At 51.9% G+C, this 23,670-nt stretch carries 17 protein-coding genes; 13 read left to right on the top strand and 4 right to left on the bottom strand.

The window, feature by feature from the left end:
- Positions 1-155 precede the first annotated feature (155 nt).
- The 4 genes from BMW93_RS24220 to BMW93_RS24205 all read left to right on the top strand — a co-directional run bounded on the left by BMW93_RS24220 (position 156) and on the right by BMW93_RS24205 (position 3,906).
- Positions 156-380, top strand: a complete 225-nt coding sequence (locus tag BMW93_RS24220) for a hypothetical protein (protein WP_090148710.1) — start codon at positions 156-158, stop codon at positions 378-380.
- 122 nt (positions 381-502) lie between these two features.
- The gene (locus tag BMW93_RS24215) at positions 503-1,075 is read left to right on the top strand and encodes an RNA polymerase sigma-70 factor (RefSeq protein WP_090382424.1); all 573 of its coding nucleotides are present in this window, start codon (positions 503-505) and stop codon (positions 1,073-1,075) included.
- Between the two features lie 6 nt (positions 1,076-1,081).
- Entirely contained in the window at positions 1,082-2,071 is a 990-nt protein-coding gene (locus BMW93_RS24210; RefSeq protein WP_090382422.1) for a FecR family protein, read from the top strand.
- 14 nt (positions 2,072-2,085) lie between these two features.
- Complete coding sequence (locus BMW93_RS24205) at positions 2,086-3,906, top strand: STN and carboxypeptidase regulatory-like domain-containing protein (RefSeq protein WP_229240769.1); 1,821 nt, start codon at positions 2,086-2,088, stop codon at positions 3,904-3,906.
- 62 nt (positions 3,907-3,968) lie between these two features.
- Here BMW93_RS24205 and BMW93_RS24200 read toward each other — a convergent pair whose 3' ends face one another.
- From BMW93_RS24200 to BMW93_RS24190, 3 genes are read right to left on the bottom strand one after another with little or no spacing between them, the layout of a single operon-like run.
- Positions 3,969-4,727: a hypothetical protein gene (locus tag BMW93_RS24200; RefSeq protein WP_143061716.1), complete on the bottom strand. Its 759-nt coding sequence runs from the start codon at positions 4,725-4,727 to the stop codon at positions 3,969-3,971.
- 33 nt (positions 4,728-4,760) lie between these two features.
- Positions 4,761-5,588, bottom strand: a complete 828-nt coding sequence (locus tag BMW93_RS24195; protein ID WP_090382418.1) for an exosporium glycoprotein BclB-related protein — start codon at positions 5,586-5,588, stop codon at positions 4,761-4,763.
- 12 nt (positions 5,589-5,600) lie between these two features.
- Entirely contained in the window at positions 5,601-6,572 is a 972-nt protein-coding gene (locus tag BMW93_RS24190) for a T9SS type A sorting domain-containing protein (RefSeq protein WP_090382415.1), read from the bottom strand.
- Between the two features lie 285 nt (positions 6,573-6,857).
- On the opposite strand from BMW93_RS24190, the gene BMW93_RS24185 reads away from it, so the two are divergent.
- The 3 genes from BMW93_RS24185 (at position 6,858) to BMW93_RS24175 (ending at position 9,503) form a co-directional block, all read left to right on the top strand.
- Positions 6,858-7,991 (top strand): hypothetical protein, encoded by a 1,134-nt coding sequence (locus BMW93_RS24185; RefSeq protein WP_229240767.1) that lies wholly within the window; start codon positions 6,858-6,860, stop codon positions 7,989-7,991.
- On the top strand, positions 7,991-8,851 hold the full coding sequence (locus tag BMW93_RS24180; protein ID WP_090382412.1) for a lysophospholipid acyltransferase family protein: 861 nt from the start codon (positions 7,991-7,993) through the stop codon (positions 8,849-8,851). Before BMW93_RS24185 ends, BMW93_RS24180 begins: the two co-directional genes overlap by 1 nt.
- A 166-nt stretch (positions 8,852-9,017) precedes the next feature.
- Positions 9,018-9,503: a CHRD domain-containing protein gene (locus BMW93_RS24175; RefSeq protein ID WP_090382410.1), complete on the top strand. Its 486-nt coding sequence runs from the start codon at positions 9,018-9,020 to the stop codon at positions 9,501-9,503.
- 91 nt (positions 9,504-9,594) lie between these two features.
- Here the strand turns inward: BMW93_RS24175 and alaS are convergent, their stop codons facing one another.
- Positions 9,595-12,246, bottom strand: coding sequence for an alanine--tRNA ligase (gene alaS / locus BMW93_RS24170; protein ID WP_090382407.1), 2,652 nt, complete (start codon positions 12,244-12,246; stop codon positions 9,595-9,597).
- 278 nt (positions 12,247-12,524) lie between these two features.
- Between alaS and BMW93_RS24165 the strand changes: the two genes are divergently transcribed.
- The 6 genes from BMW93_RS24165 (at position 12,525) to BMW93_RS24140 (ending at position 23,662) form a co-directional block, all read left to right on the top strand.
- Positions 12,525-12,911, top strand: coding sequence for a hypothetical protein (locus BMW93_RS24165; RefSeq protein ID WP_090382404.1), 387 nt, complete (start codon positions 12,525-12,527; stop codon positions 12,909-12,911).
- 157 nt (positions 12,912-13,068) lie between these two features.
- Positions 13,069-13,773: an RNA polymerase sigma factor gene (locus BMW93_RS24160; protein WP_090382403.1), complete on the top strand. Its 705-nt coding sequence runs from the start codon at positions 13,069-13,071 to the stop codon at positions 13,771-13,773.
- 84 nt (positions 13,774-13,857) lie between these two features.
- Entirely contained in the window at positions 13,858-14,916 is a 1,059-nt protein-coding gene (locus BMW93_RS24155) for a FecR family protein (protein ID WP_090382400.1), read from the top strand.
- A gap of 159 nt (positions 14,917-15,075) precedes the next feature.
- Positions 15,076-18,618: a TonB-dependent receptor gene (locus BMW93_RS24150; protein WP_229240763.1), complete on the top strand. Its 3,543-nt coding sequence runs from the start codon at positions 15,076-15,078 to the stop codon at positions 18,616-18,618.
- Positions 18,619-18,634: 16 nt separating this feature from the next.
- Entirely contained in the window at positions 18,635-20,482 is a 1,848-nt protein-coding gene (locus tag BMW93_RS24145) for a RagB/SusD family nutrient uptake outer membrane protein (RefSeq protein ID WP_090382397.1), read from the top strand.
- A 30-nt stretch (positions 20,483-20,512) separates the two neighbouring features.
- Positions 20,513-23,662 carry a SusC/RagA family TonB-linked outer membrane protein gene (locus BMW93_RS24140; protein WP_229240761.1) on the top strand — a complete coding sequence of 1,050 codons (3,150 nt, stop codon included), beginning with the start codon at positions 20,513-20,515 and terminating at the stop codon, positions 23,660-23,662.
- The last annotated feature ends 8 nt before the right edge of the window (positions 23,663-23,670 follow it).

Raw genomic sequence — 23,670 nt, 5'->3', positions numbered from 1 at the left:
CCTTGATACGAGTGCTTCACGAAAAAGTAACAGCTTGTAGTAGTATTAAACTGCAATTAAATTTCACTTTATGGAGAAGCAGAATTCTTGCATTTCCCTGAGGAATTGTAACTTAGCCTCACTTTAAACTATCACTCACATTAATACTGTCAACTATGAAAAACCTGAAAGCATGGATGTTGCTGGCCCTGATGGCGGTGGCGACGCCGATTTTTGCACAGACTACGGCAGAAAAGCAGAAGACCGAAGCGAAACTGAAAAAGGACGGCACGCCGGATAAGCGTTACAAGGAAAATAAACACCTCAAAAAAGACGGTACGCCCGATAAGCGTTATAAAACAAACAAAGCCGACACGACCAAGGCGGCAAAGAAAAAGTAACAAGTCGAAGACATAGCACCGAATATTTTTTCGGGGAAATTTAGGGTAAGCGCCCGACCGGTTGTCAATATATCGTACAACCCGAGTCGGGCGCTTATTTTTTACATAAACCAGTCGGTGCAATGAATGCAGCCTTAGCGGATGACCACGTAACGGTTTTGAGCAGGGACAGGGAATCGGAGTTTGAGAAAGTTTTCAAGAAACATTTCAAAGGACTGCACGCCTACGCCTGCACCATTTTGAGGGACGATATCATGGCCGAAGAGATGGTCCAGAATGTGTTTTGCAGGTTGTGGGAAAAAACGGACCATATCGATATCCGCGAGTCGGTCAGCGGGTACCTTTACCGGTCGGTGTACCACGAGAGCCTGAACTATCTCAAACACCTGAAAGTGCGGGAAGCACACCGCGACTACACGCTGCAACAGGAACAGCAGAGCGCCAGCGCCTCGCAAGCCCTCGAACTGTCGGAGCTCGAAACGCGCCTCGACATTGCATTGCGCGAATTGCCCGAGAAATGCCGGACGATTTTCCAGATGAGCCGGTTCGAAGAATTGAAATACCAGGAAATCGCCGACCGCCTGCAACTGCCGGTAAAAACGGTGGAAAACCAGATGGGTAAGGCATTGCGGCTGTTGCGCGTTAAACTAGCCGATTTTCTCCCGGCGTCCTTTTTACTTTTTTTCCTCAGCTGATCAGTCATGAAAACAGAACAAAACCCGAACATAGATGAGTTGCTGGTGAAGTCGATGCTCGACGAAGCCAGCGTAGCGGAGCAGATCGAGATCAAACAATGGCTCCTCGACGACGACGATAACCAGCGGTATTTCGAACATTTCGAACTCATCTGGAACGAGAGCAAACGGCTCGCCCGCACGAGTACCGTGGACGAAAATGCTGCCTGGGAGCGGTTCAGGGCACGGACGGTAGCTAAGGAACGCGAGCCGGAGGTGATACCGATGTACACCAAACCGGTATTCAGGATATTGCGTATGGTGGCGATGGTGCTCATGACGGCCGGCGTAGGCTGGCTGAGCTACATCTTCGCGACGCGCAGTTCCCCGAACGAAATGCTGACGGTCAGCTCGGGAATGCAGACACTTACCGATACGCTACCCGACGGCTCGGTCGTAACCCTCAACCGGAAATCGAGCATCAGCTATCCGCAGGATTTCAAGGGAAAAACACGTGAGGTAAGGCTTACAGGCGAGGCATTTTTCGATGTAAAACCCGACAAATCGAAACCGTTCCTGATCGCGGTGAATGACGTGACGGTGAAAGTGGTGGGTACTTCATTTAATGTAAAAGACAATGCGGAGAAAACGGAAGTGATCGTGGAAACGGGCATTGTGGAAGTTTCCAGGGACACGCAGCGGGTACGCATCACGCCACGAGAGGAAGCTATTGTGGTGAAAGCGAACTCTAAACTTAGCAAAGGCATTACCGTCGACGAATTCCATAATTACTACCGCACCCGCAGGCTGTTTTGCGACGGCACCCCGCTCTGGCGCCTGGTCGAAATCCTGAATGAGGCCTACGAAGCGGATATTGTGATCGGTAACGAGCGGTTGAGAAATATGCCTATCAATACCACCTTTGACCAGAATTCGCTCGAAAATATCCTCAGCGTGGTTAGCGAAACCCTTTCTCTCAAAGTTGAACACCACGGCGGCCAGATCATTTTGAAATAGCCTTATCTTTCGGGATGAATCAGAATTCTATATTCCGTATTGTTTTAAGGCTCGCTGTGATATTGGTAATGGTCCCGTGCGTGAGTTTTGCGCAGCAGATTCTGAATAAACCGGTTGATATCTCCGTAAAGGGGCAGCCGGTTTCTGCTGTTTTGAAATCTATGAGCGAGCAGGGAAAGTTCTATTTTTCGTATAACAGCAATCTCATCGCAGGCGACAGTCTGGTGACCATCACTGCTACCCGGCAACCGGTGCGGCAGGTGCTCGACCAGCTTTTTTACAATAGATTTCAATACAAAGAGAAGGGCGATTACCTGATCATCCTTCCGGTGGCGAGGGAGAAGTCATTCCATGTCAGCGGCCTCATTCTCGACGACGAAACGGGGAAACCGGTCGATTATGCGAGTGTGTACTCGCGGCAACTGCTCGTGTCGACGCTTTCGGAAGATGATGGCGGTTTCCGGCTGCGTATTAAGGAAAGGGCGTTTCCTATTTATCTCACCGTCAGTAAGGTAGGGTATGGCGATACGACGATGGTGATCAACAGCACCGAGGAGTCGGCGCGGACCATGCGCATTCAACCCAAAGCCGTGGACCTCGATCCGCTGATCGTGCGCTATTCGGAAGGAGAATCGACCTGGCTGGGCAGGTTATTCCTTTCACAGCGGCTTCGTGCGCAAAGCCGGAATATCGGGCGGTTTTTTGTGTCATTGCCTTACCAGGCGTCGCTTACGCCCGGGTTGGGTACGCACGGGCGCATGAGCGGGCAGGTGGTCAACAAGTTTTCACTGAATGTCGCGGGCGGGTATACTGCCGGTGTGAATGGGGTCGAAATAGCGGGTGGTTTTAATATTTCAAAAGAAAATGTTCGTTATGTGCAGCTTGCGGGGGCTTTCAATGTGGTGTCCGGGCATGTGAACGGTGTGCAGATAGCCGGTTTCAGTAATAATGTGCTCGATTCGTTGCATGGGGTACAAATCTCCGGTTTCAGCAGTATGGTGCGCAAACGCGTCGACGGCGTACAGGTGAGCGGGTTCCTGAGCCGGGCGGGAGGTGGCATTGCGGGAGCGCAGATCACGGGCGCGATCGGCTTGATCCGTAACGGGGGCCACGGTGCGCAGATATCCGGGGGCTACAATCAGGTACGCGGGGTGTTTGAGGGTGTGCAAATTGCCGGCGCTGCAAACAACGCACGCGACTCGGTTCGTGCAACACAGATTTCCGGCGGGCTGAATATGGCCCGGAATATCAGAGGTGTTCAACTCGCCCCGTTCAATTATGCTAAAAGAATGCGCGGCGTGCAAATAGGCATTGTCAACATCGCCGACAGCTCATCCGGCGCCAGTATCGGTTTGTTTAATATTGTCAGGAAAAGCACTTCCAATATTTCGGTGTATGCAACCGATATTGCGCCGCTGAATGTGGCCTGGAAGATGGGTACGCACAAATTTTACAGCCTGCTGATGGCCGGAACCGGTATTAATGGTAATAAAAAAGTACAAACTTTCGGCGCCGGTTTCGGCCGTGAGTTTTTCCCATTCAAAAAGGCCGGCTTTTTTGTGGAGATACTTAATCAAAACATTTACCTGGGCGATTGGGACAAAATGCCGTCCCTCTACCGTCTGCAAATCGCCGCAACCTACAAATTGAGCAGACATTTCATGCTGTTCGGGGGGCCTTCTTACTCGATCTACGACCACGACGGCATCGAAACCAAAAAAGGATACAAGCAATTTCCACCATCCGGTTACCCGAAGATCGACCTCAGAAGCCAAAAAGTTTCGTCGTGGATCGGCTGGCAGGCCGGGATCAGCTGGCGGTACGGGAAGTTATAAATGCAAAATCGGGTGCGTCATTTGGTGACGCACCCGATTTTATGTTTTTCACTAAAAACGTATTACAGTTTCCTTACCGACCAAACGATGCCATTCGTTGTGCCCGCACCGCCCAAATTGAGGTTAAGGGTCAGTCCGTCCGCTACATATTGAAGATCCAGGACATCACCGGCGTTCAGTGGAAGATCACCAGCAACTACAACGGTACCACTACCCAAAATCGCACGTAATGTCAGTACAAGGATAACATTGACGTTCAGGATGGGGAAAAGCCCTGACAGCGTCTCAACGTTGTTGACCCGAAGTGCTATCCGCGGGTCTACACTGGCTCCGAGGGCTATCGAAATAGCAGCCGTAGTCGTATAGTTGACCGTGGCGGAAACCCGGTACCTGCCCGTAGTTGGAACTGTGTAGGTTCCGGTTGCGGCATTCAAGCCTGATCCGTCGGCATACAACGTGTTATATCCGGTAATCGCGCTGTTCGCATTAACGGACAACGAGGACAGCGTGGCAGTGAAACCGGCGGGAGCGACAGGAGGCACAGGAACGCCATACATGAATGGTTGCCAGGTGGTTCCATCAAAAAAGTAAAACCCGGCAGTACCATTGGTTTGATAAACCAGCAAACCCGTAGCCGGACTCGCAATGCCTGTCCGTTCGGTATCCGTCATACGCGGGATCAAAAGACCTTTCGAAGTCGATTGGACGTCAAGCTGTGCGGTGGCGTCCGGAGAAGTCGTTCCGACGCCCACCTGGGCCTGTACTGCAATGGTGAGCAGCAATAGCAGCCCTGTAAGTAATAATTGATAGCTCTTTTTCATTGGAATAGAGATTTATTGTTGTCGAAGGGCCCGCTAGTTGATGCCTACACCTGCACTCGCATAGCCGGCGATACTATTTGCGATAAAAGACCCGGGTGCTGATGCTGAATAAACCAGGAGCAACCGGGTACCTGCGGTAACAGGTATGGAAAGGCCGCTGGTTAACCCGGAAGCGATTGTCCCGATTGCTACGAGGCCTGTGAAACCTGGCGCCAGTGTGACTATGGCTCCCGGAACGGCTGAAAATACATTGCTGGTCGGTGGCGCTGAATATAGCTGGGCCTGTATCGTCGCTGTTGCTCCTATCAGGCTCAATGCCACCGTGTTGCTGAAAAAGCCTGACATGGATGTTATTGTCCCGTCGCGCGGTACCGAAAACGCCATGTTCGTAAGCGATGTAGCGTCGATCGTGCCACCGATTAAGGTAATTCCCGCAGCGTTGGAGCCGAATCCCACTACCGATGTTGTTCCCACTAGTCCGCCGAGAAGGGTGGTCAGCACGACAGGTGTGCCGGAAGCGTAAGGAATAATGGTTGGATTTGCGACAGCCGGAGGAGTTTTCAAGGGAACCCATTGCGAACCGGTGTAGTACCAGAAACCCGCGTCACCGTTGGTTTGGTACACGAGCAAGCCGGTGGCCGGAGTAAGTATAGCTGCACGGTCGGTATCGAGCATGCGCGGAATCAATACCCCTTTTGAAGTCGATTGGATGTCCAGCTGAGAGCTGCCGTCCGGGGTGATTGTTCCGACACCCACCTGAGCATGGGTTACCAATGCGGATAGTGCCAGCAACGCGGCGAGCAATGTCCCCTTTAAAACCCGGGGGAATACAAAAGCGGTAAAAGTTAGAGGTCTTTTCATGAGGTGCGCTGCTTATTGTTTAATGATTTTGATGACCTGTGTCTTGCCGCTGGTTGTCTCAACCTTAACCAGATAGGTGCCGGCAGGGTAGTTTTTCAAGCTAACCTCCTGGCCCGGTTTAGGTTTGGAAAGTTCCAGAAACTGGCGACCGGTCAGATCGGTCATTTTCACACTTGCAAGCACTTCTTTGGAGCCGATCAGGAGCTTATCCACCACGGGGTTAGGGTAGGCGCTGATTAACCCGGCAGACCCGAGCCGGATCGACTGGATTTTGCTGTAAGCAAAGCTGCCGTCGAGATCCACCATTCTCAGCCTGTAATACTGGGTGCCATACCGTTCCGCCGCATCGTCGAACGAGTAATCCCTTTTGGAATTGCTCTCGTTAGCCGCGTCGATCTTGCCCAGCACACTCCACCTTTTGGCATCCTCACTTTGCTGAATTTCGAAGAAATTACTGTTCGTTTCTTCGGAAGTCTGCCAGTAAAGTATCGTGGCGTTCTCCATTCGTTTTAGCTGAAAATCAACCAGTTTGACAGGCAGCGCATTCTCCTGTGCGGCGGTAAGCGACGTGAAGTTGGTAAGCGGCAGCGTGTTCGAAATGTAATGCTGGCCGATGTTCACGGTACTTCCGGTGGTCGACACGTAGCTGGCGTTGCCGTGGTTAAGCTGCAACGTGCTTTCGTTGTTCCCGTTAAGCTCCGAGGCGCGGTAAAAGAAGCCCGCCACACCCGTGAAATTGACCGGCGTAGTCAGACTGTACACCCTGGCGATACTGGGAGGCGTGCCCGGAATCGGCGTGGGAGAAATCGTAAGCGTTTGCGACGTGAGGGTAAAATCGACGGTCGGCAGTAATGTGAGACTGTCGATAAACACCTGTGTGTTCTGTGAAACAAAGAACCCGTCGGTTCCGGCCGTAAACTGTGCCTGCGCGGCTAATGTTGGAAGCAATGCCAACTGGCAAAAAAGCAGATAACGTTTCATCATAGTGATAAAGATTAAGTATAAGCGGAAAATTGTGAGTAATGTGATAATGAACTAAATGTATATAAATATTTAAAGAATGCTAGAAAAATTAATAAAATTATTTCTACTAAATCATATCGAGCGTGTATCTAGTTTGTAGATATATATTTACTAAGTAACCTATCGGACTATTCGAACTGATTTATTTTTCGAAAAAAATTAGGGTAAGCGGCACCCAGGTTGTCGAAATGGTGTATATGGCTACCGGCGATTGATTTGAAGGCCTGCAATGAAACCGGGTAGCATATGCATCAGACATTCATTTTAAATGCATTACCCATGAAAAATTTGCTTTTTAATCCATCCCGTTTACTCATCGTCATTATACTATTGATTACCAGTACGGCAGTTGCCATCGCCCAGCGCGACAGCTCCGCCGCCGTGCACATCGGTTTTATTTATCCGGTAAGTTCCAATGGTAAACAGGCCGCTTCCATTACCAACCGGTTTTCATTACACGCCATTGCCGGACTTTCGAAAGCCGAAACCGGCGCGTCCATCGCAGGTGTTGCCAACGTGGTGAAGCAAAATGTGAGCGGGGTTCAGTTGGCCGGTGCGGCGAATGTGATCGGAGGTTCGGCGAGCGGCGCACAGATCTCGGGCGTGGCTAATGTGATCGGTGGCGAAGCGAAAGGCGCCCAGTTGGCGGGTTTTTCGAACATTACCGGCGGTGAAGCACAAGGGGCACAGGTAGCGGGCTTTTTAAATCTCGCGGAGTCTTCGGGCGCGGCACAAGTGGCTGGTTTTGCGAATATTGCCAAAAAGGATGCGAAAGGCTTGCAGCTCGCCGGCTTCCTGAATAAAGGTAGGGACGTGAATGCGCAAGTGGCAGGTTTCGCCAACGTCGCCAGGAAAGTGAAAGGCATTCAGCTGGCCGGTTTCATTAATATCGCCGACAGCAGCGATTATCCGATCGCGATCTTCAACTTCATCAAAAACGGCGAAAAATCGGTAGCGGTGACTATCGACGAGACGATGACCGGTATTGTTTCCTTCCGTTCAGGAGGGCGCGTGCTGTACGGGATCGCGGGTATAGGATATAATTTCAAGGACAACCCGAAAGCCATGTATGCAGCGGAGGGTGGTCTGGGTGCGCATATTCCCTTAGCCAGCAGCCTGCGCATTAATTTGGAAGCCGTGGGCACCACGCTTACCGATTTTCACGGAGGCAGTTATAACAAGAATTCGCTCCGAATCCTTCCTGCATTGAAACTGGGTAACCGCTTTGAAGCGTTCGCCGGGCCGACGCTCAACTATGTATCTTATGATCGGGAGAATGATTATGATTTCGTCAAAAAATACATCTGGAAGAACAACAGCTCCAAAGACTTCCAGGGACTTTTCGTAGGATTCAACGCAGGTTTGCAATACCTATTCTGATGCAGGCACTCCGGTTCAGGCTGGCCCTATGGGGCTGGCGCTCCCTGTCGGACCTGATTTTCCTGGTTCTTTTCAAACTCTGGCCCTACCGGCGCAATATGGTGCTGCTGAATATGGCCCGCTGCTTTCCGACGCGTTCGGAAAAGGAGATCCGGCAAATGGTCACCGCCTATTTCCGCCACCTCGCCGACCTGGTCGTCGAGCCGTTCATGATCGGCGGCGTAGCACGGGGTAGTCTCGGAAAACTGGTCAATTACGAGAACACAGCGCTGATCGACCGGCTCTTGCGCGAGAAAAAGAACATCGTCCTCATGGCCTCGCATTATGGCAGCTGGGAATATTTGCTGTCGCTGCCGCTGCAAACCGATTATCAGGTATTGGCTGCATATTCACCAGTCTCCAATAAATGGCTCAATGGCTGGCTACTGAAACTGCGGGGCCGTTTTGGTGCAGTACTAATCCCGAAATCGGAATGGTATCGACGGACGTTGGGCTGGAATGCGGAGTCGTCGGCCATATTCGTCACCATCGCCGACCAGCGCCCGCCGGAATCGGGGAAGTACTACCTCAATTTCATGAACCGGAAAACTTTCGTGCAATCGGGCGCGGCACGTATTGCCGTGCAGCGCGACTGTGCGGTGGTGTACCTGGATGTGACCAAAAAGGAGCGGAATTCTTACCATTTCAGGTTCCGGCTTATCACTTCGCAGGCGCGCGAGCTGGGCGAGGCAGGGATAATGGAACATTATTATAAAGCCCTGGAAAACACCATCGAACGCCAGCCTGAGCTTTGGCTTTGGTCGCATAACCGATGGAAATTCCACTCGCGGGACGGGCAGAAGCCGGTCAATGCACTGTGATTGTTGTAATATTCAGCAAAGGGTAGGGGCTTTTCCCCAATTTCTGATTTTTAGGCTTGTTTTGTAAATAATTGAAGATGAGTGTTTTGTGTAAACTATGTTCCGGCGGGAACCATAATTTTACCAGGCGGCGGTCAAACCAATTTATTTACCAAAACGAAGCATTATGAGAAAATTAGCATTCATGGGTGTGTTTGTGATCGCCGGGATGGTGGCAGCATGTAATGACGATGACGATCCGACAGACCCAACTCCCGTATTGCCCGAGCTGAAAGTGTCCACAACACTGTCCGGTGCAAACGAAGTACCCGCTAATCCATCAACAGCTACCGGTTCAGTAGATGGTACATTAGACCAGGAGTCGAGGATTTTGAGCCTTAACATCGTTTACAGCGATTCCGCGGCGGCGGATTCGGCGTCGGCCGACTCGGTATTCACACCAACGGCCTGGCACATCCACAAGGCATCGCCGGATTCGACAGGTGCGGTGGTAATCGACTTCGGTACCGATTTCAAAACACCCTTCGCATTTAAAGACACCCTTACCGAGGCACAAGTGGCCGATTTGAAAGCTGGTTTGTATTACGTGAACATTCACACGGCCAGGCATCCGAACGGCGAGATCAGAGGTCAGTTGAAAGCTGAGGAATAACCCACTGATTCTGCACATTCCGTGCAAAAAACAAGAGCGGCTCCGTGAGGACGCCGCTCTTTTGTTATGAGCTGATAAGTAGTAATGCTGATTAAAAAAGGCCTTTGGCTTTTTCCAGTGCCGTATCCAGCCCGCTCGCATCGGAACCGCCCGCTGTGGCGAAGAATGGTTGGCCGCCGCCGCCGCCGCGGATATCTTTCGCGAGGTCTTTCACGATTTTGCCCGCATTCAGTCCGGTTTCCTGCACGAGGTTCTCCGCAATAAATACCGAAAGCTGCGGCTTTCCGCCAATTTCGGCACCAAATACGGCGATCAGGTTCTCGACCTGGTCGCGGAGCTCGTAGGAGAGTTGTTTCAATGAATCCGCGCTTGGAACGTCCACTTTCTGCACGATCAGGTTAAAAGTGCTGTGGGTTTCCATGTTTTCCACCAATGTGGTTTTTAACGCCTGGATCTTCTCGTTTTCGAGCGCAGCAATCCTTTTCTGTAATGTCGAACGCTCGTCGATCAGGCTTTCAACCGCTTTGATGAGGTCGGTCGGACCTTTGAGCAGGTCTTTAATTTTGTTCAAAGTCTCTTCCTGCTGGCGCATCAGTTCCAATGCCTTCTCGCCCGTTACCGCTTCCACACGTCGTACACCGGCCGATACCGAACCTTCGGAAATGAATTTGAACACGCCGATCTCACCCGTGGAAGGCACGTGCGTACCCCCGCAAAGCTCGAAAGAGAACTTCGGATCGAAGATGATCAGACGTACGAAATCGCCGTATTTCTCTCCGAAAGTAGCTGTCGCGCCTGCATCCAGCGCCTGCTGAATGGGTACATTCCTTCTTTCATCCAATGCGATGTTCTCGCGGACCTTTTCGTTCACGCGGTCTTCGATTTTCCGCAGTTCCTCGTCGGTTACTTTTGAGAAGTGCGCGAAGTCGAAACGCAATACTTCGTCGTTCAGGAACGAACCTTTCTGGCTCACGTGCGTACCCAGCACCTCGCGCATGGACGAGAGCATAAGGTGCGTAGCCGTGTGGTTAGCTTTGATTTTATTACGACGATCGATGTCGATTTTGGCAGTGATAATGCCTGCTCCCGACAATGCCTCGTCGAGGTTCTTGTCACGGGAAATATGAACGAAAAGATCGTTCTCTTTTTTCGTATCAACAATATTCACCGTTTTCGCATCGCCGGAACTGCCCAGCACGAGCACGCCGGTGTCGCCCACTTGACCCCCCATTTCAGCATAGAAAGGCGTACGGTCGAGCACAATATGGTATTCTTCGCCGGTTTTGGTTTTTACCTTGCGGTATTTCACAATGTGGCTGTGTGTTTCTTCGAAATCATAGCCGAGGAATTCCACGCCGTCGTACTCGCGAAGCTCGATCCAGTCGGTTGCCTCTTTGGCGGCATCCTGGCGGGAGCGCTTTTTCTGCTCTGCCAATGCATCCTGGTAACCGGTTTCGTCGATCTGGAAGCTTTTCTCGCGGGCGATCAACGCGGTAAGGTCCACCGGAAAGCCGAAAGTGTCGCTCAATTCGAACACCTCGTCGCCGGGGATCGTATTGATCCCTTTCTCTTTCAGGCCGGAGGTAATGCTGTCGAGCCTTTTCAAACCCGATTCCAGCGTGCGCAGGAAGCTCTTTTCTTCTTCCAAAATCACGCGGGTTACAAACTCTTCCTGGTCTTTCAATTCGGTAAATACATCCTTGAACTGCTCGGCCAGTACCGGCACGAGCTTGTGGAAGAACGGCTCCTGGAAGCCCAGGTAGGAGTACCCGTAACGTACCGCGCGACGGAGAATGCGGCGGATCACATAACCCGCTTTTACATTCGAAGGCAACTGGCCATCGGTAATGGCGAACGAAACGGCACGAATGTGGTCGGAGATGACGCGCATCGCGATGTCGGCGAACGGCTCGTCGTTCTGCCCGTATTTTTTGCCCGAAAGCGTTTCCAGTACTTGAATGGTGTTTTGGAAAACGTCGGTATCGTAGTTCGATGTTTTTTGCTGGATAGCCATGCAAAGGCGCTCGAAGCCCATTCCGGTATCGACGTGCGTCGATGGGAGAGGGATCAGCGAGCCGTCGGCCTTACGCTCGAACTGCATGAATACCAGGTTCCAGATTTCGACAACCTGCGGGTGGTCGTTGTTCACGAGCGATTTACCCGACACTTCGGCTACTTCTGCCGGTGTACGCAGGTCGACATGGATTTCGGAGCAAGGGCCGCACGGACCGGTATCGCCCATTTCCCAGAAGTTGTCCTTTTTATTACCGAGGATAATGCGGTCTTCGCCCACAATACCCTTCCAAAGGTCCCAGGCTTCCTGGTCGAAAGGCACGCCGTCGGCTTCATTTCCTTCAAATACAGAGACATATAATCTGTCTTTCGGCAGTTTGTAAACTTCGGTCAGCAGTTCCCACGCCCAGGAGATCGCTTCTTTTTTGAAATAATCACCAAACGACCAGTTACCGAGCATTTCGAACATCGTGTGGTGATAGGTATCAAAACCCACATCTTCGAGGTCGTTATGCTTTCCTGACACGCGCAAGCATTTCTGGGTGTCGGCGATCCGGCGCGACGGAGGCGTGCCGTTACCGAGGAAAAAGTCCTTGAACTGCGCCATCCCCGAGTTGTTGAACATCAGCGTGGGGTCGTTCTTGGCTACCAGAGGCGCCGAGGGTACTATTAAATGCTCTTTGCTGCGGAAAAAATCAAGAAAAGCCTGACGTATTTGATGCGAGGTCATTGTGTCTGTTTTGGTACTATATCATCATGAAATTTGCCGCAAAGGTACACAGTTGCTTTGAAATTAAGTCACTACGTCTCTGCATATTCCAAATTTCGAGGTACCCCACAGTACAGGATGGCTTTTTTTGAAAAAATTTTCTAACGACTTGAAAAGTGAGTATAAACCCTGAAACGCCTCCTTTTTTAGACATAAAGTTTAACAAACATATAATACCGGATATGATTTAAATCCGGATTTAAGTTTGATAGGCCCTGAAATTCAATCTACTAATATCGATGAAACCGTTTTCAGAGTTATCGGCTGAGGAGTTGGCGATGGAAAACCTCTTCATAAGATGGGTACGGTTTCCTGATGATCCGCCTATCCGCTCTTTTTGGGAAAACTGGATCCTTAAATACCCCGCGCAGAAAGATACCGTGGCCAAAGCCCGCGAACTGGTGCTGATCGCCTCCGACTGGAAGCCCGACGGCCTTTCCGGTCAGGATGTAAACTCGATCTGGGGCCGTATTATGAGTTCGCTCGACATCATGGGCGACCGCGACACGCGAAAAAATACGCACGACGGACCCGCCGCCGGCCTTTCGGCAGGCAATATCGTCCTCATCCTGATGTCGGTAACATTCCTGCTTTTTATCTTTTACTTTATATTGGGCAACCACTGAGCCCCCAACACCTTCCTCATTGCTGATTTTATTATTTCCTGAAAAATATTGACTTTTTTAAGGGTGGTAGGGGAAATCCGCGTCACCTAGAAATCATTATGCAGTTACATACTGCCGATGGGTTGCCTGAACCGACAACTAGCCAATCTCAGCGAACATGGAAGCTATAAACCTGACTAACAACCTGAAACAAAGCCATTCCGAACCTGCCGCTCCCGGACCTGCCGCACCCGCGGCTCCACTCTGGGATATGCTGAGGGCAGGAAGCGGCGAAGCTTTCGAACAGATATTCAGGCATTACTACCCATCGCTGCTCAACTATGGGCTGCGGTTCAATAAGGACAACGAGGAAGTGAAAGATTGCATTCAGATATTGTTCATGAATATCTGGGAGCGGAAATCGTTTCTCGGGAACTCGGATTCCATCCGGAATTATTTGCTGGCGTCGCTCCGCCGCCTGATCCTCAAAAGGGCAAAATCCAATCCGATGACGGTCGCGCTTGAAGACGACGATTCGCTGTTTCACGTAGAATTGTCTGTGGAGATGAAGATGATCCGCGACCAGACGTTGAAGGAGAATGTGATTTTCCTTCAGAATGCGATACAAAACCTGCCTGCGCGGCAGAAAGAGGCATTGTACCTCCGGTTCTACAACGATCAGTCGTTCGGAGAGATCGCGCTGATCATGAATATCTCCACCCGTGCCGTATACAAACTCATTTACAAAGCACTGGACGCGTTGAATGAAGAACTCGCGCCGCAGGGCCGCGACGTGCCGTTTGTGCTGAGCGTTTACATGACCTTACTAGGTGCCGGGAGCGTCGTGGGAGAGGGCGTAGAAGTTATTAAGGAGTTTATGTAAAAATTTTTATAAAAAAATTCACTGGTCGAGGGTCACTCGGTATTTATTCTGGCTTTATCAAAGTAAAGAATAAATATTATCCTATTGGACGCGCAAAAATACGACCAGTTTAGCTACAAAGATTTCGTCCTCGACGACGACTTCCGCGCGTGGCTCAACGGCACCGCCCCCGAAAATGACCATCAGTGGGAGCATTGGCTTCAAGCCAATCCGTCCCGCCACCCCGAAATTGAAAAAGCCCGAAAGATCGTTCTTGCCCTGCATTTCCAGGGAAAGCCTGTCCCCGCGTACGACATCGAGCAGCAATGGAAGCGGCTCGAATCGTCCATCGCCGTTTCGGACGTTCAGAAAACGGTGGCTGATCCGCCCCGACGCCTCGGCTTGCGCCGGGTGTTCAAGCTTCTGGCGGCCGCATGCGTGCTTACGGGCGCGTTTTTTCTCGCGAACCGGTATCTGACCAACCACCAGGCGCCCGCTTCCGCATATGCACCCGTGGAAAGCAAGACGGCCAACGGACAGCAACGGAAGCTCGTGCTCCCGGACGGTACCCGCGTGACGCTCAATGCGGGCTCGGCAATTTCCTACCCAGAAGCATTTGAAGGAAATATCCGGAAAGTAACCCTCACCGGTGAAGCGTTCTTCGATGTGGTCCGGAACGAAAAAGCTGCTTTTGTGATCACCACCGGCGATGTGGTGACCAAGGTGCTGGGTACCTCGTTCAACATCCGCGCCTATCCCGAAAACAAAGCCGTGCAGGTGGCCGTAGTGAGCGGCAAAGTGAAGGTAAATGCCAGAATAGGCTCCGAAGACCAGAATGCCTGCGTGTTCCTGAGCAAAAGCGAAATGGCGACTTTCCAGCAGGAAGCGGGCGAGCTCATTGTGAGCACTTACGACGAAAAAGAGCAGATCGGCTGGAAAGACGGTATGCTGTACTTCCAGAAGTCGGACTTCAAATCGACCATCCTCAAACTCGAACGCTGGTATGGCGTGAAATTCGAAGTGGCGCCGGGCGTGCGCATGGATGCCGACTGGCGGTTCAGCGGGAAGTTTCAGGAGAAACCACTCGACTATATTCTCGGGGTAATGAGTTATCCCAACCGGTTTTCATACAAAGTGAACGATAGCATTGTAAAACTTCAATAACCGAAACCAGCCTATGCGGTCTGATACCTCCTGAAAAAAGAGCCGGTAACCATTGCTGATTACCGGTCCGTGTGACTTTCCCGTGCTAGGAGTTGGCGCTCAATCAGGTAACGGAGAAAGCCACGTGTCATGAACGTGAAATCCAAAACGATCAAAAATATGCAATATAAACTACTACGACAAATTGTAGCGATGTCTAGGTATGCGCTTATCGGGACGGTTTTGCAATGCATTTTCGCGGGTTTGCTATCGGCTTCCGACGGTAAGGCCCAGGAGCAGAGCATTGAGAAAATCTACATTTCCATCGATCTGCACAACGTGCCGCTGGAAGATGCCTTTGTGGTGATCAACGACAAAACCAATTTCAATTTCCAGTACGATCACAAACTTGTACGGGACAAGACGGTTGACCTCAACTTCCCGCAAGCGAGCGTGGGCAAGTTGCTCAGGCACATTTCGCAGGAAACGAGCCTGAGTTTCAGCAGGGTCAACGAAACCATTTATGTGTCCAATGCCAAAAAGCACGCGGTTACCGAGGTGCTGAACGGAACGTCGGTATTCAAATCCTCGGCGGCGGGGAAGCGGGAGGCGTTCACGGAATCGATGGAGGCCTATCACGCCCAACGCCTGCGCGAGGTCATGGACAATGCTATCGCTTCGCTGACCGTGACCGTGGCCGGAGTGATCCGCGACGAAAACGGTAATGGCCTGCCGGGCGTGAACGTGGTTGAGAAAGGGACACTCAACGGCCTCTCGACGGATACCGATGGTAAATACAAAATCACGGTTACCAATAATGCTTCTGTATTGGTATTCAGCTATATAGGATACGTATCGCAGGAAATACAGGTGGCAGGCCGCCGGTCGCTGGACGTGAAACTGATACCTGAAAACAAGGCATTGGATGAGCTGGTCGTGGTGGGCTACGGCACGCAGCGCAAGGAGAGTGTGGTAGGGGCGATCTCGCAGGTCGACAACAAAGCCCTCATGCGCGCGGGTACATCCAACGTCACGAATGCGCTCGCGGGTAAGCTCTCGGGCGTGCTCACGATGCAGCAAAGCGGCGAGCCGGGAAGCGACCATTCGGAGATCATCATCCGCGGTCTTTCGAGCTGGAACGGTTCGCAGCCGCTGGTCATGGTAGATGGCGTGGAGCGCGACTTCCGCGATATGGACCCGAACGAGATCGCCACCATTTCGGTATTGAAAGACGCATCGGCCACGGCCGTTTTTGGGGCAAAAGGGGCCAATGGGGTAATTATCGTCACCACGAAACGCGGCACGATCGGTAAGCCGAAGCTGGATTTTACCGGCTCTTACGGTCTCGCGAAAGCGACCCGCATTCCGGACCACATCAGTTCTTACCAGACGATGTCGATGTACAATCAGGCATTGATGAACGGCCAGCAGTTCACGGACCTCATTCCGCAATATGCTTTGAATGAATACCGTAACCCGTCGACGCCGCTCAACAGCCTGCGCTACCCGGACGTGAACTGGTTCGATACGATGACGAAGCCGTTTGCCACCAATGCGAATGCCAACTTCAACGTTTCGGGCGGTACCAACTTCATCAAGTATTTCGCCTCGCTCGGCTATACTTACCAGGGCGATTTTTTCAAGGCTTATCACAAAGGTTACGACGATACCCGCTACTGGTACAACCGGTTCAACTACCGCACCAACATCGATTTCAACCTGACACGCAACACCACATTGACGCTGAACGTAGGCGGCGAGACCGGTATTAAAAATCAGCCCAACAGCTCGCCGTGGAGGAATTTATATTCGACCGGTCCTTCGCGCTACCCGGCCTATTTCCCGGCCTGGGTGCTCGAACAAGTACCCGATCCCGATTACCCGGGTGCTACCGGCGACCGCCTCGCGATGAACTTCGGAGAGTTTACGGGTAACCCATACACTTCCATGAACCAGGGGTCTTTCAACCGATACCTGGATTCGAAGCTTTTTACCGACCTCATCCTCGATCAGAAACTCGATGCGATCACCAAAGGGTTGTCGGTGAAGGGAAAAGTGTCCATGAGCACCTATTACCGCAATCGCTCGCTCACGGCAAGCTATTCATTTCCCGAATACCAACTGAATTACGACAAGATCGGTACCGAGGAAAATCCGTGGTTCAGGGCGGGGCAGGGGAACGAGGTTTTCGAGCAATCGCCGCTGGATATCAATGTGGGCGAGCTGGAAGGCGATTATTACAAAGATTTTTACTATGAACTCTCGGCCAGCTACAACCGGGCTTTCGGCAAACATAGCGTAACCGGGCTCGTGCTCGTGAACCGGCAGCAGAAGGACAAAACCATCGAGTTTCCCTATTACAACCAGGGACTTGTGAGCCGCGGTACTTATGATTATGCCAACAAATACCTGCTCGAACTGAACGTCGGCTACACCGGCTCCGAACGTTTCGCGCCGGGCAACCGGTACGGGTTCTTCCCGTCGGGCGCGCTGGGCTGGGTGGTTTCCGAGGAAAAGTTTTTCAAAGACCGCATTCCCTGGATCAGCAAACTGAAACTCCGCTATTCGGACGGCAAGGTGGGGAGCGATATCGCCGACAACCGCTGGCTGTATTTAAGCGACTTTTTCAAGGATAATTCGGGCTACATTCACGAGGACCTCGGCCCGAACCTCGTTTCGCAATGGGAGGAAGCGCGCAAACGCGACTTCGGGATCGAGCTCGGGCTCTGGAACGATACCTTTACATTCGGCATTGACCTTTTCGACGAAAAACGTAAGAAAATGCTGCTGATCCCACAGAGCGTAACCATGCTGGTGGGTAATTCATTCAAGGAATTGAACCTCGGCAGGTTGAAAAAACATGGCATCGAGATCGAAACGGAATACCGCAACCACACGGCTTCGGGCCTGAACTATTTTGTAAAAGGTATTTTCGGGTTTAATGAGAACCGCATCCTGTTCAAAGACGATCTGCCCTATGCATTCGACTACCAGAAAGCGGCAGGGAAGCCGCTGGGCGCGCAGCTGAGCGGGGTGGAGCTGACCGGCAGCGGCTATTATACTTCCGTAGATGACATCCATAACAACGTTTCGGCCATCGACCTGCAAAAACTGAATGTGGGCGATTACAAATTTCTGGACTACAATGGCGACGGGAAGGTGACCAACCTCGATAAATACCCCATTCCCGGCTCGGACTACCCGCCGATCACCTATTCGTTTTCAGCCGGTTTTACCTGGAAAAAATTCGATTTCAACTTCATGTTCCAGGGTAATGTGGGCAAATATGTGGAGTTCAACCAGCCTTACGAGGTGGAGTTCATCAAAGGCGACTGGCGCGTACACGCCTCGCAGCTCGACTACTGGACGCCTACCAACCCCGGCGCCAACCACGCCACATTGCATTACTCGGGCGGCGGTAGCACCGATAACCTTTTCTGGGGTGGCGGCGAGGCCGACAGGGGATTCGATATCATGATTGAAAACCGGTTCTGGCGTAAATCCAACTATCTGAGATTGAGAGAGGTTTATGCTTCCTATACATTCAATTCCAAGTTCCTCCGACGCGTGATCGGGACTTCGAACCTCGTGTTTTTCGTGACCGGCAATAACCTTTGGACGTTCACCAAGCTCATCGAGGGTGACCCGGAAAGGAAAGATTTTAACCAGGGTTTTTACCCGCAAATGACCACTGTGAAGTTTGCCATCAGGGCTGCATTCTAACCCAAACCAACTGATGATGAAAAGATTCATTACGATACTTTGTGTACCGGTGCTGTTGATTTTGCTTCTCGGTTCGTGCGTGGAAGACTATCTCGACAAGGCACCAGAGTCGGGGCTCACTCCCGACGATGTTTTTTCCAAATACGAAAACTTCAAAAAGTACTTCGATGATATTTATGAAGGCAACAGGCTGGACGGTACCACCTGGCGCCCCTACAATATCAAGAACGGCTATTCCCTCTATTTCGATTTCTGGGACCAGAAGTACACCCTGGAAGCACTCACGGATATGAGCGATATGGGCCGGGTGATGGATGCCCAGGTGATCAAAGCCGGGCAGATTTCGGCGATTATCAACAAAATGACTTACGACCCGCAACGCCGGCCGATCCTCGGTTCGATGTTTTACATTATCCGTAAATGCAACACGGCATTGAAAAACATCGGCATGCTGAAAGACGCCAGCCAGGTGGATATCAACGATTTCAAGGGCCAGGCGCATTTCATTCGTGCATTCGCGCATTTCGAGCTTTTCAGGTTGTGGGGGCCTATGCCTTACCTGACCACCGTGATGGACCAGGACGATGAATGGGACATCCCGCGGCTTTCGAAACGCGAGACATTGGTGCGCATTGCGATGGATATGGATTCGGCCGCGATGTATTTCGAGCAAGCCGACCTCATGCGCCGCGACCCGGGTCCGGGCGTGGCGGGGCATTTGAACAACCCCGAACAAAAACGCCCTACCGGGGTGGCTGCCAAGGCATTCAAGGCGCGTGCGCTGCTGTACGCGGCCAGTCCGTTGAACAACGAAAAGGGCAATATCGACTGGGAAGATGCCGCGAAAGCCAACTGGGAAGCGATCCAGATCGCAGAAAGGTATGGCTATGAGCTGCTCTCGCTCGACGATTACAAAAAAAATTACATTGGTACCACCTATTCCAACGAGCAGCTATGGGCATGGTATGCCGGCACGAAACCCTATAACAACGGCGACCTGAATGGCCAGATGAACGGCGTTTTCGGGGGAGGTAAAACAGGCTGGTCGGGTGAATGCCCCACGCAGAACACGGTCGATAAGTTCGAAACCAAATGGGGAGAGCCTTTGAACACCCCGGCCGACCGCCAGGCCGCCACGGCAGCCGGACATTACAGCGAGCAGGATCCTTACAAAGACCGCGACCCGCGTTTTTACATTGATATAATCTACAATACTGCGCCGGTACCGGGCTACGGTAATGCCAAAATCTACTACGAAACCAAAGACGGCGCCGCCATTTACGGCCAATTGCTCGACCAATCCTACGCGGGCATTACGCGGACCGGCTACTATGAGCGCAAAACCTGGGGAGAACAGAGCGTGAACAACAAGACGACGCCGCAATACACCGACCCGCTCATACGCCTCGGTGAGCTGTACCTCAACTACGCCGAAGCCGCCAATGAGGCTTACGGTCCGAACGGCATTGCGCCGGGCGCATCCATGACGGCCTTGCAAGCGCTCAATCGTATACGTACACGTGCCGGCATGCCGAACGTGTTGCCCGCGTACGCAACGACCAAAGACAAGTTCCGCGACCGCATTAAGAACGAGCGTACCGTTGAGCTGTGCTTCGAGGGCGGGCATTACTACCACGATATCCGCCGCTGGAAAGACGCTCCCAAAGTAATGGGTGGCACGCTCTACCGCGTTGATGTGGAGAAGGTTGCTGTGAGCACTACTCACCCGACGGGCTTCAAATATACCCGCATGCCGCTCTCGGCCGATCGCCAGACGCGCTGGAAAGAAGCCATGTACTATCTCCCGTTCAACACGGAGGATATGTACAAAATGAAAAATTTCGTCCCCAACGAAGTCTGGTAACCCCTAACGCTCAATCCAATGATGAAAAAAATGATGCATTATATAGGGCAGGGGGTTATCGGAATGATAATGCTATGCCTGCTGGGCGGCGGCGATTTGCTGGCCCAGGACAAACCGGCCAAAAAGCAGAAGCCGGTAAATGTAAGCCTGAAAGTGACGGATGAAAACGGCAACCCGATCCCGAATGCCTCGGTGATCGTGGGGGAGGGGCAGATCCACGCCGAAACCAATGCGAGCGGCGATTTCGATTTTGAAGCATTGCCGGAGGATTTCGTGACGGTTTCCTCGTACGGTTACAGCAAATCCGTTTCGCTTGTGGGCGATATCGCAACCAATAGTGTGGTGGAACTGAAAAAGGCGAAACTGTTCGCTACGTCCGACGATGCGGTGCCTATGCCTTTTATGAATATGTCAAAACGGATGGCGACGGGCAGTTACGTAACCCTGAAAACCGCCGATCTTGAAAAATACCCTACCAACGACCTCCGCAACGCATTCGCCGGGCTGGTGAATGGCCTGGAAGTGGTGGAACGCGACGGTTCGCCGGGCCTTACCGCCGAGGAGGAACTCGGGAATTTCAGGATTACGGAGAAGATCGGTATTGCTACCCGTGGCCGCAGCCCGATTTTCATCATCGACGACGTTCCGACTGACATTACCGAAATGCCGATCGACCCGCAGGAGATCGAGTCTGTGACGATTATCAAGGATATTGTAGGTAAAGCCATGCTCGGCCCGAGGGGCGCCGACGGCATTATTTATATTAAAACCAAAAGAGGAAAGGTTAACGAGCGGGTGCTGAGCGTGAATGCGGAGCAGGGCGTGAGCGTGGTGGACCGGTTCCCCGGATGGGCATCGGGTGCGGAATATGCCCAGCTCAATAATGTGGCAAGGACAAATAGCGCCCTCACACCGCTTTACAACGAGAACGACATTGCGGCGTACGCGAAAAACAATCCGTACGACCTTTACCGCCCGAGCGTGGATTTCCGGAACCTGATGCTGAAAAACTCGAAGCCGTTCACGAGGGTCAACCTTTCATCGACGGGGGGGAATGAGACCGTTCAGTACAGTGCTTACCTAGGTTACAATGGCGAGGGGGATATTTACAAGATCGGTGCGAAATCGGACTATAACCGCGTTAATGTCCGGTCGAATATCGATATCAAGATCAATCCGCTGATCAAGGTCAAATTCGACTTTTTCGGAGGGCTTACCCTGCGGCGATCGGCCAACTATGGCTATAATTCCAACTTTACCAACGAGGACGGCAATACCAACACGGCGCTGGACCTGGTGGAATTCAACTCGGTGATCAACGACATTACCAACACGCCGCCGATCGCATTTCCGGTGTATGCCGCATTTGCCGACAACCCGGTGGCACCGTGGTATGGGGTGAGTTCCAATTTCAAAACCAACCCGATCGGTAACCTCATGCACAATGGCTACTACACCGAAACAGGGCGCACCGGAGCTTCGAATATCACTTTTGAATATGATCTGAGAGAACTCGTGCCCGGCCTCAAATCCACGACTTATGCCGGATTTAATCTCTTCAATAGTCTCCGCATCGGTAAAGCAGAGGATTATATCGCCTACATTGTCACACCCGGTAAAACCGACGCGGGTATGGATACGATACGTCTTTCCAAAGTGCACGACGGCGCGGATATGGCCGGCCAGGCGAAGCTCCACGACTACTATTCGCAGCGGTTTGTGGTGTACGAAAACCTGAGCTACGAAAAAAGCTGGGGCATTCACAGCATTCAGGCCGGGCTGACCTATTACCTCGGTAAATCAACACGCAATGGTATCGAAGAGCCTCAGCGGCAGCAGAATGCGGTATTTAATGGAGTGTATTCTTTCAAAGACCGCTATGTGTTCCAAGGGGTGCTCAATTACGCGGGTACTTACAGTTTTGATAAAGGAAAACGCTATGCGATGTTTCCGGCGGCCGGCGTAAGCTGGGTGATTTCGGAAGAAAGTTTCTTGAAAAACCTGAATGCGATCGATTACCTGAAAATAAGGGCGGAGGCCGGTATGCTGGGTTACGAAAGCTTCCTGCCGCCATTCTATTACCTTGATCGCTGGGCGGTAAACTCGACAGGCTCCGCATTCGGTCCCTATTCGACAGGACAATGGTTTGGCAGCAATACCGACAACCTTGCATACCGCACTACACAAGGCCGCGTGGGCAACCCCGACCTGACCTGGGAAAAACGCAAGGAGTTCAACATAGGCATCGACGGATTGTTCCTGAAACGCAGGCTTTCCGTGGAGATCAACTATTTCAATCAACTGCGCGACGGTATTGTGTCGCAGCTCGCGAATACGCTGCCGCTGGTGGTGGGCGTATCCGGCGCGCGGCCGTGGTATAACTATAACAAAATCAGGAATTACGGATTGGAAGCTGCATTGCAGTTTACCGAACGCGTGGGCGATGTCCGGTTCTCGATTGGTGGTAATGCTACCATACAGAACAGCAAGGTGTTGAAATGGGATGAACCTAATTACCGCTTCGATTACCAAACCCGTGTAGGAAAGCCTACGGATGGTTATTGGGGGCAGACCTACGTCGGCAAGTTTGCCACGGATGCCGAAACCGGCGTTGTTCGCCAGGTTTACGATGACGACCTCAAAGCCGGCGATCTCAAATACCTCGACCGGAACGGCGACGGCCTTGTAGATGACAACGACCAGAGCCAGATCGGTTACACGTCTCCACGGCTGATCTATGCGTTGAACCTGAAACTTGCATTCCGTAACCTCGAACTGACCGCCATCGGAAACGGCCGCGCTTTTTACCAGATCCCTTTTACCAACAAGTATTTCTGGAACGGCTGGGGCGACAACAACTACTCCGACTTCGTGAAAGAGAATGTGGACGGCCAGTACCCGCGCCTGACTTATTATAAAGTAAACAACAACTTCGTGAACTCGGATTTCTGGCTGCGCGACGGCGGGTTTTTCAAAATCCAGAATGTGGAACTCGCTTACAATGTGCCGGTACGCCTGGGTAACATCATCGGCGCGCGCGGTATCCGTGTGTACGTGCGCGGGGCCAATGTGCTCACCTTCACGAAGATCAAAGATGTAGATCCCGAGTCGATCAATTCGGGGGTTACCAGCTATCCGCTATTCCGCACATTTACGGGCGGGGTTAAACTGACATTTTAAAGCCAGAG

This window comes from Dyadobacter sp. SG02 (assembly GCF_900109045.1).
GTDB lineage: Bacteria > Bacteroidota > Bacteroidia > Cytophagales > Spirosomataceae > Dyadobacter.
This window is presented reverse-complemented; position numbering and strand designations above follow the sequence as displayed.

Coding starts and splice junctions, on each gene's coding strand:
- BMW93_RS24195 (WP_090382418.1), bottom strand. CDS start 5,588: ATGAAAAGACCTCTAACTTTTACCGCTTTTGTATTCCCCCGGGTTTTA.
- BMW93_RS24215 (WP_090382424.1), top strand. CDS start 503: ATGAATGCAGCCTTAGCGGATGACCACGTAACGGTTTTGAGCAGGGAC.
- BMW93_RS24180 (WP_090382412.1), top strand. CDS start 7,991: ATGCAGGCACTCCGGTTCAGGCTGGCCCTATGGGGCTGGCGCTCCCTG.
- BMW93_RS24160 (WP_090382403.1), top strand. CDS start 13,069: ATGGAAGCTATAAACCTGACTAACAACCTGAAACAAAGCCATTCCGAA.
- BMW93_RS24140 (WP_229240761.1), top strand. CDS start 20,513: ATGATGCATTATATAGGGCAGGGGGTTATCGGAATGATAATGCTATGC.
- BMW93_RS24200 (WP_143061716.1), bottom strand. CDS start 4,727: ATGAAAAAGAGCTATCAATTATTACTTACAGGGCTGCTATTGCTGCTC.
- BMW93_RS24165 (WP_090382404.1), top strand. CDS start 12,525: ATGAAACCGTTTTCAGAGTTATCGGCTGAGGAGTTGGCGATGGAAAAC.
- BMW93_RS24150 (WP_229240763.1), top strand. CDS start 15,076: ATGCAATATAAACTACTACGACAAATTGTAGCGATGTCTAGGTATGCG.
- BMW93_RS24190 (WP_090382415.1), bottom strand. CDS start 6,572: ATGATGAAACGTTATCTGCTTTTTTGCCAGTTGGCATTGCTTCCAACA.
- alaS (WP_090382407.1), bottom strand. CDS start 12,246: ATGACCTCGCATCAAATACGTCAGGCTTTTCTTGATTTTTTCCGCAGC.
- BMW93_RS24175 (WP_090382410.1), top strand. CDS start 9,018: ATGAGAAAATTAGCATTCATGGGTGTGTTTGTGATCGCCGGGATGGTG.
- BMW93_RS24220 (WP_090148710.1), top strand. CDS start 156: ATGAAAAACCTGAAAGCATGGATGTTGCTGGCCCTGATGGCGGTGGCG.
- BMW93_RS24145 (WP_090382397.1), top strand. CDS start 18,635: ATGAAAAGATTCATTACGATACTTTGTGTACCGGTGCTGTTGATTTTG.
- BMW93_RS24205 (WP_229240769.1), top strand. CDS start 2,086: ATGAATCAGAATTCTATATTCCGTATTGTTTTAAGGCTCGCTGTGATA.
- BMW93_RS24210 (WP_090382422.1), top strand. CDS start 1,082: ATGAAAACAGAACAAAACCCGAACATAGATGAGTTGCTGGTGAAGTCG.
- BMW93_RS24185 (WP_229240767.1), top strand. CDS start 6,858: ATGCATCAGACATTCATTTTAAATGCATTACCCATGAAAAATTTGCTT.